Origin of the sequence: Iamia sp. SCSIO 61187 (assembly GCF_019443745.1) — a bacterium.
GTDB lineage: Bacteria > Actinomycetota > Acidimicrobiia > Acidimicrobiales > Iamiaceae > Iamia.
This window is the reverse complement of record NZ_CP050948.1, coordinates 113,186-125,542: the sequence shown is the minus strand read 5'-3', so window position 1 is coordinate 125,542 and position 12,357 is coordinate 113,186. Positions and strand designations below refer to the sequence as shown.

The 12,357-nt window shown below is 68.5% G+C and carries 9 protein-coding genes and 1 pseudogene; 5 read left to right on the top strand and 5 right to left on the bottom strand.

What is annotated here, in order from left to right:
• The first annotated feature begins 31 nt into the window (after nt 1–31).
• Both HC251_RS00580 and HC251_RS25365 read left to right on the top strand, forming a co-directional pair.
• The gene (locus HC251_RS00580; protein WP_219943388.1) at nt 32–919 is read left to right on the top strand and encodes a hypothetical protein; all 888 of its coding nucleotides are present in this window, start codon (nt 32–34) and stop codon (nt 917–919) included.
• 431 nt (nt 920–1,350) lie between these two features.
• On the top strand, nt 1,351–1,902 hold the full coding sequence (locus tag HC251_RS25365) for a hypothetical protein (protein WP_255566554.1): 552 nt from the start codon (nt 1,351–1,353) through the stop codon (nt 1,900–1,902).
• Nucleotides 1,903–1,922: 20 nt separating this feature from the next.
• Here the strand turns inward: HC251_RS25365 and HC251_RS26145 are convergent.
• Nucleotides 1,923–2,129, bottom strand: a pseudogene (locus tag HC251_RS26145) (type I restriction enzyme endonuclease domain-containing protein); the annotation flags it as partial.
• A 134-nt stretch (nt 2,130–2,263) separates the two neighbouring features.
• On the opposite strand from HC251_RS26145, the gene HC251_RS00570 reads away from it, so the two are divergent.
• The 3 genes from HC251_RS00570 (at nt 2,264) to HC251_RS00560 (ending at nt 4,459) form a co-directional block, all read left to right on the top strand.
• On the top strand, nt 2,264–3,022 hold the full coding sequence (locus HC251_RS00570; RefSeq protein WP_219943387.1) for a hypothetical protein: 759 nt from the start codon (nt 2,264–2,266) through the stop codon (nt 3,020–3,022).
• A 232-nt stretch (nt 3,023–3,254) separates the two neighbouring features.
• Nucleotides 3,255–3,584 carry a MarR family transcriptional regulator gene (locus tag HC251_RS26140; RefSeq protein ID WP_370651268.1) on the top strand — a complete coding sequence of 110 codons (330 nt, stop codon included), beginning with the start codon at nt 3,255–3,257 and terminating at the stop codon, nt 3,582–3,584.
• Nucleotides 3,585–3,952: 368 nt separating this feature from the next.
• Complete coding sequence (locus HC251_RS00560; protein ID WP_219943385.1) at nt 3,953–4,459, top strand: hypothetical protein; 507 nt, start codon at nt 3,953–3,955, stop codon at nt 4,457–4,459.
• A 383-nt stretch (nt 4,460–4,842) separates the two neighbouring features.
• On the opposite strand, the gene HC251_RS00555 is transcribed toward HC251_RS00560, so the two are convergent.
• The 4 genes from HC251_RS00555 to HC251_RS00540 all read right to left on the bottom strand — a co-directional run bounded on the left by HC251_RS00555 (nt 4,843) and on the right by HC251_RS00540 (nt 12,282).
• A complete protein-coding gene (locus HC251_RS00555; protein WP_219943384.1) occupies nt 4,843–6,237 on the bottom strand; it encodes a DUF5655 domain-containing protein in 1,395 nt (464 codons plus the stop codon).
• A gap of 69 nt (nt 6,238–6,306) precedes the next feature.
• Complete coding sequence (locus tag HC251_RS00550) at nt 6,307–9,375, bottom strand: type I restriction endonuclease subunit R (protein WP_219943383.1); 3,069 nt, start codon at nt 9,373–9,375, stop codon at nt 6,307–6,309.
• A 47-nt stretch (nt 9,376–9,422) separates the two neighbouring features.
• On the bottom strand, nt 9,423–10,694 hold the full coding sequence (locus HC251_RS00545; protein ID WP_219943382.1) for a restriction endonuclease subunit S: 1,272 nt from the start codon (nt 10,692–10,694) through the stop codon (nt 9,423–9,425).
• Nucleotides 10,684–12,282, bottom strand: coding sequence for a class I SAM-dependent DNA methyltransferase (locus tag HC251_RS00540; protein ID WP_219943381.1), 1,599 nt, complete (start codon nt 12,280–12,282; stop codon nt 10,684–10,686). Before HC251_RS00540 ends, HC251_RS00545 begins: the two co-directional genes overlap by 11 nt.
• Nucleotides 12,283–12,357: the final 75 nt, after the last annotated feature.

Below are 12,357 nucleotides of genomic sequence, written 5' to 3'. Positions count from 1 at the left end.
CCACATCGTCTGATCCTGTGAAGGGCTCCCCGTGAACCTCAACTCCACCAACCCCGACGACCTCGTCGAGCTGCGCCTGGTCGTGCTGGCCAAGCACGCCCCCGGTGTGCAGGCAACCGTGCAGCGCTACCTCGACAGCATCGACGCCACTGCGCCGACCGGGAGCTACACGCCTCCGTTCGGTTCGAGCGATGGCCCCAAGGACGCCTGGGACCTGCCCGACTGGGAGGACACCGACGACGACGTCGCCGCCATGCACTGGCTCGTCAACGACCTGAGCGACAACCAGCTCGATGTCCTCCACGGCGTCGTCAGCGAGCCCGGGTCGCCGACCAACCTCTTGGTGGCCAACGCCGGGTACCCCGAGGGGACCACCGCCTCGCCGGTCTTCCGTGCGATCGGGTCCCGGTTCCGTCGCGTCGGCCGCCGGCCGCTGTGGATCGGCGGGGACAAGACCGCCGATGGGCAGGCCCTGGGTGTCACCAGCAACCCGATCGCTGTGCGGCTCTTCCGTGACGCGGTCACCGCCCGGGCAGACCGCACCGTCAGCGCAGCGACCTCGACGCCGGGGGACGCCGTCGACACCTGGCGGCAGGTCCTCGAGGTCGTGGAGCTCACCGGACACGACCGGAACCTCCTCAAGGCCTTCCGGGCGTTCCCCAACAACTCCGCCACGGCGGGGATGCTCGCCGAGCACCTCGGCTTCGACGCCCACGGGGGGGCCAACCTCGCCATGGGCCGTCTCGGGCGGCGCCTCGCTGACGGGTTGGCCATCGTGGACCCCGACTACGCGACCTCCACCCGGCCCGACGGCTCGACGATGTGGTGGCACGTCGTCGCCACCGGCGAGGTGCGTGAGGACAACCTGTTCTGGTGGACCCTGCGCCCCGAGCTCGATGCCGCTGCCGCTGCCGTGTGAGCCTGCGGCGACTCGGCTGTCAGCAGACACGCCGGGTCGCCGCACGCGTCCCCGCCCCGTTCGGGGCGGGGACGTGATCCTACGATCGGCGGGTGACCCAGGCTCGACACGACCGGCGAGACGACGTCCTCTCTGTCGCCGATGCCCACGGATGGGCACGTGCGACCGAGAGGACATCCCACGGCGCGATCAGCGACGAGCTGACACGGGGGCGGGTGCGGCTCACGCTGTTCTGGTCCCGAGGGTTGCGGACCGAGAAGCGGTGGAGCAACGGCCTGCTTGAAGGCGAGGGCGAGTCCCGGCAGATTTGGCGCATCGCCGGAGAAGACGGCGTCCTTGCGGTGCTGGGACAGCCCGGGTCGGGCGCACCCGGACACGATTCGGACGTGCCGCCCCGGAACTAGGGTCGCTCCCAAGACGAGGAGGGCTGGATGGTCGACGACGAGCCGGGCACGTGGAGGGTCTCGGACGGGTCGCGGGTGTCGTGGGACGAGGCACTTGACGGGTGGGTCGACGCGGCTGACCGGTACCTCCGGGACAAGGCGACCGAGTACGGCGCGTTCGTCACCTACAAGGAGCTCGCCGAGCACGTCCAAGAAGTGACTGGGGTGCGCACGCGGTCGCTGCTCCAGAACTGGATCGGCAAGATCCTGAACCCTTTGGCGGCGTCGCAGCCCGCAGGGGAGCCGCTGCTGACCTCCTTGGTGGTGACGACGACCGACCACACCGTCGGACAGGGCTACAGCGACCCGGTGTTCGCAGCTGAGGGGACCACCCCCGACGACCTGCAACGTCACGCTGCTCAGACGCGCTGGGAGTGCTACCGACACTTCGGCGCTGAGATGCCGGCCGATGGGGGGTCACCGCAGCTGCCACCTCGGGTGCGCGCTGCAAGGGCGAAGGCGGCTCCAGCTCCGATCCGTGAGGTGTGTCCGGGCTGCCGGATGCAGAAGTCGCTGTCGGGCTCCTGCGACTGCGTCTGACGATGCGATGCCCTGAGGATGTCGTCGACCATCTCGAGGATGGCCGAGTCGTTCTCGCAGACGGAGTCGTAGAAGGCCAGCTCGTTCCCGGCGAGGACCGAGATCGCCGGCGCGGGCTTGGCGTCGCGCATGTCTCTGGCGAGTCCCACGAGGGCGGCGATGACCTCGGCTGCCGACAGGGCCTGGTTGGTGTAGCGGTTGATGACCTGGTCGAGGATCTCGGAGAAGCGACGGGACTGGCGCTCCCCGGCGGGCCGCCAGCGCTAGCCGGGAAGGCCCGACGTCCTCAGCCTTGACACCGGCCAAGGCGGCGATCATCCGCTCCTGGCCCCAGCGGGGGTCCAGGAACTTCAGCCTCGCAATGGCCCGCCCGAAGGTCCGCGCTGCACTCGCCGGGGCCACGACAGTCGCGCCCGACCGGGACACCCATCCGCCCCTGTCGCTGCTCGGGCACGCCATCTCGACGCGCATCTGCTGGGAGTTCGGACCCGGCGAAGGGTTCGAGCTGGCTGGCGCCCACCTATCACCGGCCGCGTTCTGGGTCGGCGACGAAGCCGTGCGCGACGCGTTCTTCGCCGCCGCAGCCACCCCCGTTCGGGAGGTGGCGCCCGACGTCGCCGCCGCTGTCGCATGGGTCGCTGGTGTCGCCGACCAGGAGTACCGCTCCGGCCAGGTCGACGAGGCCGCGACCGACCGAATGCGAACGGCCAGGTCCATCGCCGACCTCGCCGAGCCGGCCTGGCGCGACGACGTCGTCGCCGTCACGCGCCACTGCCGTTCGATCGTCGAAGGCCACGTCGCACGGGGCGGCACCGCCCCGGTGGCGTTCGTCGGTAAACCGGTCCGCGCTGACGGCGACTACGTCACCTCGGACGGCCTCCTGGTCGCGGTGAAGGCGACGACCTCGCCGTCGCTGCGGGCCCGTGATCTTCGCCAGCTTGTCGCCTACACACTGTTGGACCGCGACGACGTGCACGGCATCGCGTCGGTGGCTCTCCTATTCGCCCGCCAGGCCGTGCTGGTCGAGTGGCCTCTGGACGGTCTGCTCGCTGGCATGGCGGGGCGCCCGGTCGCCCTCGAGGAGCTACGCAAGGAACTGCAGAGTTCGCTGACCGGCTGACGGGCGGTTTGGCCGGGGAACCCCGCGCATGGCCAGGCCGACAGGCGGCCCCAGACACAACCGGAAGGAACGCGGCGACATCGACCATGCCGTGCTCTCAGCCGAGCGCCTCGCCGAGGCGGGGGTCGCTGTTCGGCTGGGCGACTGGAGGCTGACGGTGCGGGTCTGCGCACCTGCGGGAACGCCGTAGGTGCCGAGGCGGCTGGCAGGGCGTTAGCCCTACGATGCCGCTGTGCGAAGGGTTCGCCTGGTCACTGGCGGGGACGTCGTTGGTGAGGGGCCGAAAGGTCGCGGCTTCCGCTCCTCGGGCCGGAAGCGCCCTGGTGGGCCTCCAGCTCCACGTCCAGGCGTGCCTCATGAGGTCTACTCAGCGATCCTCCGGACACTGCACCGGGAGGGGCCCATGACGGCGGGTCGGCTGGCGAGCCTGCTGCCGGCACAGGACAGGACCCACACCTACGCGGTCCTGCGTCGGCTCGAACAAGCTGGACTCGTACGACGAGCTGGCAACAAGTACGCGACCGTCAGACCGGCCAAGGTGCGAAAGACGGCACGCAGGTAGGACCGCAGCCGGAGCGCCAGACGCTGCTCAGCACGTGACTGGTGAGTCGTTGGTACCGCCCGACCCGGCCGGGACCTTCGTCAGTGCACGTGCGATCGATCGGGCCCTGCCGCAGGGCCTGCGAACCACGTTGCGGACAGAGACCGCCCGCACACCCCTCCGGGTGGGCCACACGTGGCCGCATCGAGGGCGGGAATCGCCGACGACCCACGCGAAGTCGACGAGGATTACATCAACCCGTCCGAGGCGACGCATGGTCGCGGCTCGATTCAGTCGTATCGCTCGGCGACCCAGCGAGCGACCGGAGCCCGTGAAAGCCCCCTTGCGGAGGCACTGGTACCGTGGCGGCGCCTAGGGGAGGTGCGTCGATGGATCCCATCGCAAGAAAGCGCGACACGATGATGGAAGTGACTCGGCTCGGGCTCGAGTCGGTCGCGGACAGCGACATCGACAAGTTCGCGCAGTACTGCGGATTGCTTGCACAGTCCAACCCCGGAGCGTCCGACCGGTACGGCTTCCTAGCCGCCTTCACCGACGGCCTCCAGACCTTCTTCACCAGCCTGCCGCCAAACCTTGCCGAGTATGCCCGCGTGGCTCTCGGCGCTTGGCCAGGCTCGCCGGGTGGTCCGTTGGGGGCCGACTTTGTTCAGCTGATGAACAGCGTGTTCGAAGGCCGGTTCCGTCTCTCCCACGCCGGGCCGAGTGGAGGAAGCGACTTGGTGGGGAAGGCGGCTTCAGCCGGTCTCGACGAGATCGGGTTGGTCGTTCAGATGCAGTTCAGGTTCATGTACTTCCTGCTGGACAGGCTCGACGAGGCTGGGGCAGGTGGGTCGAGGTCAGTTATGCGTGAGGTCGCCAGGTCGTTCTCGTCGTAGACAATGCCGTCCAAGGGAGAAGAAGAAGAGGAAAGCCACGACGAGCGCTTAGCTCGACTGAAAGCAGACGTGGCGCGCGACTTTTCGGGATCGGACGCGCCCGCGGATTTCGACCTGGAGCGAGACGTGTGGGGGCTCCAGCGATGTGGGCGACGCAGCAAGTTCGGGGAGTGCCGTCGATGCTCAGGACGGGGCTACGTCTCAGCGCCCATCTCCCGCGATCAAGGAACATGCTATTGCTGCCATGGTCTCGGCCATCACATCGGCCGGTGACACGGCCTGGCCGTTCCGCTGAACACGGCTCGAACTCGTACGCTCACACCAGCGGGTCGTGATCCGCGCGGTCGGCCGCAGTACCCCGGCCAAGCACGACTTTCGCGCCGTCAGGGCGTCAGCGGGGCGGCCCTCGTCGTCGCCACCTCGCTGGTGTAGGCGGGCCGCAAGAGCTCAACGAGCGCAACAACGTCGTCGACGGCGGAGACCTTGGCGTGGAGGTACTTGCCGGGCTCGTACCGGGCGATCAGCGACTGCGGATCGGCGGGTTCGGTGGTGAGGCCTCGGATGTAGAGGCTGAGGTGGTCGTTGTGGATGAGCAGGTCCGCGAGCTTGCGCTGGCCGTAGTACTTGATGCTCTTGACCCGGGACTGGCGGGTGACGTCCGAGCCGAGAGCGAGGATGGCCGCGTCGACGGCGTCGAACACCGGTCGCAGGCCATCGTTCAGCTTGGCCAGGTGGACTTCGAGGGGCACCTCGGAGCCGGCCGGGATGGCCTTGGCCAGCTCGACGAGTGAGGCGCCGTCCTGGTCGAACCAGCACGCCGGCCCCTGTATCGCCTGGGTTCGACCGGCGGCCTCCTCGAGGATGAGCGCAGCGAGGCCGGTGGGCGAGTACGGCTGCCCGTCGAACTCCCACACCAGCGGCTTGGCCAGGTCCTCCTGCCACGCTGCTCGACCGCGCCGAGGGTCCTCGGCGATCCACTCCGCCACCTCGGCGTTCACCGCCCCTATCGGAGAGCGGAACTCCAGCGGCGCACCAGGCTCGAGAGCCTCGGCGCCGAGTAGCCGGGACACCGCAGTGGCCTCGCGCTTCTTGGTCTGCTTGGCCGTGCGCTGCTGGCGCGCCTCGTTGACCTCGGGCGAGAGCACGAACTCCTCGACGTCTGGAGGCGGGTAGTGCTGAGAGACCGTCAGGAGCACGTCGGTTGCCGTCTTGTAGGCCTGGAACGCGAGGAGGCGGACGTCGAGGCCGAGCTGCTGATGCAGGAAGACGACCGTGGCTGTGACCGTCCGAGGGAAGGACGAGGCCATGAGGATCAGCCGGGGAACTCGGAGGCTGTCCTCGGTGACCGTGGCCCAGTCGTCGAGCTCGGCGCCGGCCTCGTCCGGGGTGAGGGCCTCACCGCGCAGGCGGCTGAGGTACTGGGCGTGGACCTTGTCGAGGTCCTCGCGGGTGAAGCGCGACACCAGCGCTGCGTACTTGAGCGCCTGCATGTCGACGGTGTCGGGCGCCTTGTCACGCTTGAGCTCGACGACGACGAGCCGGCCCTCGGTGTCGAGGCCCAGGACGTCGAGGCGGTCTCGTTCCAGGCCCCCGCCGCTGCCGGTCCAGCGGCCGAACTCGAAGCTGATCACCTTGACGTCGTCGCCCAGGATCTGTGGGTGCTGCAGCACCCACTCCTGCAGGTGCTCGCGCTCCTTCAGCCCGGCTTCGGCGAGGCCGATCGGTGTGGCCGCGACGGCGTCGGTGCCCGCGACGGTGAACACCATCTCGCTTGCCATGTCGATGGTCTCCCTTCAGGTCCTCCATAGGCGTTCGTGAGACCGAGAGGCGCGATGCTCACTGCCGTGTCACGCGACGGCTGCGAGCAGCTGCGCCTGCTCGAGCACGAGCTCGATCGCTCGCTCTTCCTTGTCGGGCGGGTAGTCGTAGCGGGCGAGCAGGCGCTTGACCTTGGCACGCAGCCCAGCCTGCACCGACTCCTTCAGGCTCCAGTCGATGGTGGCCGACTCACGGACGGCCTTCACCAACGCACGAGCGATCGTCTTGAGGGTCTCGTCGCCCATCCCGAGGATGGCCGAGTCGTTCTGGCACACGGCGTCGTAGAACGCCAGCTCATCGTCCGCCAGCCCCAGGTCGCCGGCCCGGGCGTTGGAGTCGCGGATCTCCTTCGCCAGCTCGACCAGAGCCGCGATGATCTCCGCCGTCGAGAGCGCCCGGTTGGTGTAGCGGTTGATGACCTCGTCGAGGAGCTCGGAGAACCGCCGGGACTGCACGAGGTTGGTGCGCTTCTGCGACCGGATCTCGTCGTCGAGCAGCCGGCGAAGGAGCTCGAGCTGGAGGTTCGGGCGCTCTGCTCGCACCAGGCCGTCGAGGAACTCGTCGGAGAGGATCGACAGCTCCGGCCTGTCGATGCCGGCTGCGGCGTAGACGTCGATGACCCCCTCGGACACGACGGCCTCGGACACCAGCTGGGCGATGGCCGTGTCGAGCTCTGTACTCCCGGACTGACCCCCTCCGTCTCCTTGGTGGTCGAGCTTTGCGATCGCGGCGCGGACGTCGGCGAAGAGCTTGACGTCGTCGCGAATCGCCATCGCCTCGTCGCGGGTGCCACTGAGCGCGAACGCCTTCGTGAGGGCGAGGACCTGATCGAGGTAGCGCGCCTTGCGCTCCGGCTCGGCGAGCACGAAGTCCATGACGTTCCAGAGGTGCGCTAGGCGCTGGTCCGCAGGCAGGTCGGGGTCCGACGACCAGGCGACGCCGTGGAGCATGGCGCTCACCACGTCGTGCTTCTCGAGCATCACCGCGACCATCTGCTCGATCGGGACGCCGGCCTGGTCCCGGTCGGACGGGGAGTACTCCGCAAGGGCCCGGCGGAGGTTCGGGGCGATGCCGATGTAGTCGACGATGAGGCCGCCGGGCTTGTCGCGGAACGTCCGGTTGACTCGGGCGATGGCCTGCATCAGCCCGGCGCCCTGCATCGGCTTGTCGACGTACATGGTGTGCAGGGCGGGTGAGTCGAACCCTGTCAGCCACATGTCGCGCACGATGACCAGCTCGAGCTGGTCGCCGGGGTCCTTCGCCCTGGCCTTGATGGAACGCAGGACCTCCTTGGTGTGCAGATGAGGCTGGTACTCGGGCGGGTCCGCGGCCGACCCGGTCATCACCACCTTGATCCGGCCCGACTCCGGGTCCGGGTCGTGCCACTCGGGTCGCAGCGCGACGATCCGCTCGTAGAGCTCGACGCAGATCCGTCGGCTCATGCCGACGACCATCGCCTTGCCGAGGAGGTCTGATCGGCGGGCCTCCCAGTGGTCGACGATGTCTGCGGCGATGGAGTCGAGCCTCTCGTCCGATCCGACGACGGCCTCGAGTCGCGCCCAGCGGGTCTTGGCCCGCTCGACCGCCTCGGCCTCGGTGCCCTCCGTGACGTCGTCGACCTCGTCGTCGATCGCGTCGCGAACGTCCTCGGGCAAGCTCACCTTGGCGAGGCGGGACTCGTAGAAGATCCGAACCGTGGCCCCATCCTCGACGGCACGAGTGAGGTCGTAGATGTCGATGTAGTCGCCGAAGACCTGGCGGGTCGACCGGTCCGTCGACTCGATGGGCGTGCCTGTGAAGCCGAGGTAGGTGGCGTTCGGCAGCGCATCGCGGAGGTGCCGGGCGTACCCGTCGAGGAAGTCGTACTGCGAGCGGTGGGCCTCGTCGGCGATGACCACGACGTTGCGGCGATCCGTCAGCAGTGGGTGGGGGTCGCCCTTCTCGTCCGGAGCGAACTTCTGGATCGTGGTGAAGATGATCCCGCCCGAGGATCGATCGAGCAGCGAGCGCATGTCGGCGCGAGACACGGCCTGCTTCGGGGTCTCGGGCAGGATCCGGGCCGGTGCGAACACCTCGGCGAAGAGCTGGTCGTCCAGATCGTTGCGGTCGGTGATCATCACCAGGGTCGGGTTGCCCATCGTCGCCGACCGCATCATCTTGGCGGCGTAGAGGAGCATCTCGATCGACTTGCCCGAGCCCTGCGTGTGCCAGACCACCCCGCCCCGTCGGTCGCCGTCGGGTCCGGACGCTTCGATGGTCGACTCCACGGCGGCGTTCACCGCCCAGTACTGGTGGTACTTGGCCACCCGCTTCACCAAGCCCGACGGCTCGTCGCTGAACACGACGAAGCTCCGCACGAGGTCGAGGAAGCGCGCAGGCTCGAAGACGCCACGGATGAGCACCTCGAGCGGCGGTCGGTCGGTGACCACCTCTCGACCGTCGACGGTCTTCCACGGGGCGTAGTGCTCCCATCCCGCGCAGAACGAGCCCATCATCGCGCCCATGCCGTCGGAGACGACGCACACCGCGTTGGGGGTGAAGATCGACGGGATGTCGGTGCGGTAGGTCTGTAGCTGGTTCCACGCCCCCTTGACCGTGGCGTGCTCGGCTCCGGGGTTCTTGAGCTCGATCAGCCCCAGGGGGAGGCCGTTCACGAAGACCACGACATCGGGGCGCCGGGTCTTGGACCCGACGACCGTGAACTGGTTGACAGCCAACCAGTCGTTGCTGGCCGGGTCCTCCCAGTCGACCAGCCAGGCCAGTGACGTTCGCACTGCGCCGTCGACCCGGTGCTCGACCGGCACCCCCTCCACGAGCAGCCTGTGCACCCGTTCGTTCTCGGCGATGGCGCTCTGGGACTCCGCGCGACGCACCCGCGTCACGACGTGGTCCACGGCGCCGGCCGGGAGATCCGGGTTGATCCGCGCCACCGCGTCGCGCAGGCGTCGCTCCAACACCACGTCGTCCCACGACGTTCGTTCCGGCGCTGGCCCGTCAGGACCGATCGCCGGGCCAGGAAGCGTCTGGTACCCGAGCGCCTGGAAGTAGCCGAGGCACGCCTCCTCCACGACCCCCTCGGTGATCCCCCCGGCAGCCAACTCCCGCTACCCCTTCGGCCCTGCGGCGACGACGTCTCGCCGGTCGGTCACGTCGCCACCTCGGCGAGCTCCTCCGCTTCAGGGACCCGCAACCGTCCAGACAGGAGCTCCGGGAGCAACGCGTCGCGCAACTCGGCGAGGGTGCGGGACTCGGATCGTGCCTGATGGGCCAGTCGGAGCAGGCCCTGCGCCTCGTCCTGCTCCGCCGCAGGAAGGGCTCGGACGTCGGGGACCTCGATGGTCAGTACGTCCGCGGGCCGCACACGCTGGTGGCTGCCGGAGGTACCAGTAGCCCGCTGCCCCAGCTCCGACCTGAAGAGCTGGTCCCGCACTGCGAGCCAGATCGAGCCGAACCCGACGCCGGCAGCCGGCCGGAGCACCATGAACTCCGTCGACGCCACGGCGAGGCGCCCACCATCGGGCACGGCGAACCACGTGCGGTTCGTCGACGGATTCAGACGCGAGACGAGCACGCTCTCGGTCGCGACCACGAGCTTGTTGCTCTTGATCGACTCGCCTTCGGTGCGGGCGGGCAGCCGGTCCGCATCGAAGGCCGGGAGGCTGAAGTGGTCGACCAACGTCTCGCCGAGAGCTGCCGGGCTGCAGGACTTCCTATCGACCTCGACGAGTTCTCCGAGCGGAACTGAGCCCATGCTGGCGACGCCGGACGCCAAGAGGTCGAGCAACTGCTCGGCGCCCTCGGCTCGCCGCCGGTTCGACTCGATCTTGTCGTCGATGCTGCCCAAGACGCCGATGATGCGGCGCTGCTCCGCCAGGTTGGGAAGCAGTGCGTGGAAGGCCTTCGCCTCCGGAAAGTAGATGGTCTGGTGTGTGGTGCCACTTGCGAACCGGAGGAGCGTGCTGCGCTCCAGTTGCAGGACGAACTTGAGGTAGAGGTGGTCGAGGTCGGGTCCACAGACCCAGTTGACGAAGTCCTGGCTGGTGGCCATCGGGACGCCCATCACGACGACATAGCCGACTGAAGCTGTGCGTGAGAGACACACCGTGTTTGCCGGGAGTACCCGCGCCGACGAGTTGGCGATGCCCTCATGAGTGACCGTTTGGACGGTCGAGTTGATGGTGCGCCCGTGGTTGGCGGTGGCGTCCTTGATGCCGACCCACGGCACGTCCCCACCCCAGTACTCCGGGTGCCTTCGAGAGGGAGTGTGACCTGTCTCCAGCCGGGCGACTTCAGCCAGTGCCGCCCACCTGAAGCCCTCTGCGGTGGGAGTGGACGGCTTGCCGACGGCGATGGCGGCCCCGCCGGCGATGACACCAGAGGTTGCCTGTCTCCCCCCGGTACGGGTGTCAGTCCCCATCGATCAGCCCATCGAGACGCTCTCGAATGAGGACCTCAAGACGATCCGCCTCCTCGAACTCCTCGACGAGCTGCTTCCGGAGCCGGACGAGCTTGTCCTCGATCGGCTCGTCGTCGACATCAGCCGCTGCGGCGCCGACGTAGCGGCCCGGGGTGAGGACGAAGTCGTGCTGCTCCAGCTCGTCGAGCGTGGCGACCTTGCAGAACCCCGGCACGTCCGCGTACGGCTCGGTTGGCTCCGTGCTCCGCCAACGGTGGTAGACGCCGGCGACCTGCTCGATGTCGGCATCGTCGAGCACGCGCAGCGTCCGCGTCTCCATCCGCCCGAGCTGACGGGCGTCGATGAACAGCACCTCGCCTTGTCTGGCCCGGTGGCCGTTGCCGTGGCGGTTCTTGGCGATGAACCACAGGCACACGGGGATGCCGGTGTTGAAGAAGAGCTTCTCCGGCAGCGCGACGATGCAGTCGACGAGGTCCGCCTCGACGATCTTGCGGCGGATCTCACCCTCCCCGGACTGCTTGGACGACAGCGACCCGTTGGCCAGGACGAACCCGGCGGTGCCGTTCGGTGCGAGGTGGTGGATGAAGTGCTGGACCCATGCGAAGTTGGCGTTGCCCGCCGGGGGCAGGCCGTAGGCCCAGCGCACGTCGTCGCGAAGAGCGTCGGAGTACCAGTCGTCCTTGTTGAAAGGGGGGTTCGCCAGGCAGAAATCTGCACGCAGGTCCGGGAAGTGGTCCCGGTGGAAGGTGTCGTCCGAGCGTTCGCCGAGGTTGGCCTCGATGCCCCGGATGGCGAGGTTCATCTTGGCCAACCTCCAGGTGGTGCCGACGAACTCCTGGCCGTAGATGGCGATGTCGGTCTGGCTCCCACCGTGGGCGGCGACGAACTCGCTGGACTGGACGAACATTCCGCCCGAGCCGGCGCAGGGGTCGTAGACACGGCCCTTGTACGGCTCGAGCATCTCGACCAGGAGCCGGACGATCGAACGGGGTGTGTAGAACTCACCGGCGTTGCGACCCTCAGCGGCAGCGAACTTGCCGAGGAAGTACTCGTACACGCGGCCGAGGACGTCGTCGGCGCCGTGGTCGTCGGTGTCGGTGAACCCGATGTCACCGATGAGGTCCACCAGCTCGCCGAGGAGGCGCTTGTCGATGTCCTCGCGAGCGTAGGCCTTGGGCAGCACGCCCTTGAGGCTGGGGTTCTCGCCCTCGATGGCGTCCATCGCTGCGTCGAGCAGGACGCCGATGGTGGGCTGCTTGGCCTGCGACTGGAGGTACTCCCAGCGGGCGCCTTCAGGCACCCAGAAGACGTTCTCCGAGGTGTACTCGTCGCGGGACTCGATGATCTCGAGCCGACGGTCAGGGTTGGGGATGTAGTAGTCCGACTCGACGTCGGCGGTGGCCTTGTCCAAGTACCGGCGGCGCTGCTCGAACGCGTCGCTGACGTACTTGAGGAAGACCAGTCCGAGGGCGACGTGCTTGTACTCGGCCGCCTCGAGGTTGCCGCGCATCTTGTCGGCCGCGTCCCACAGCGTCTGCTCGAGCGATCTCGCCGGCGCAGCCCGCTTCGCCCCCCGCCTCGGTGCCATCGGGCCCGATCGTAGGAGATCGCACGCGGGGTTGGAGTGGCCGCCCGAGATGCGGCGTAGGGCGTTCGAGGTGAG

Excerpts from the sequence above, each read along its gene's own strand:
- HC251_RS00570 (WP_219943387.1), top strand. The coding sequence starts at position 2,264 with ATGGCCCGCCCGAAGGTCCGCGCTGCACTCGCCGGGGCCACGACAGTC.
- HC251_RS00555 (WP_219943384.1), bottom strand. The coding sequence starts at position 6,237 with ATGGCAAGCGAGATGGTGTTCACCGTCGCGGGCACCGACGCCGTCGCG.
- HC251_RS00545 (WP_219943382.1), bottom strand. The coding sequence starts at position 10,694 with ATGGGGACTGACACCCGTACCGGGGGGAGACAGGCAACCTCTGGTGTC.
- HC251_RS25365 (WP_255566554.1), top strand. The coding sequence starts at position 1,351 with ATGGTCGACGACGAGCCGGGCACGTGGAGGGTCTCGGACGGGTCGCGG.
- HC251_RS00560 (WP_219943385.1), top strand. The coding sequence starts at position 3,953 with ATGGATCCCATCGCAAGAAAGCGCGACACGATGATGGAAGTGACTCGG.
- HC251_RS00540 (WP_219943381.1), bottom strand. The coding sequence starts at position 12,282 with ATGGCACCGAGGCGGGGGGCGAAGCGGGCTGCGCCGGCGAGATCGCTC.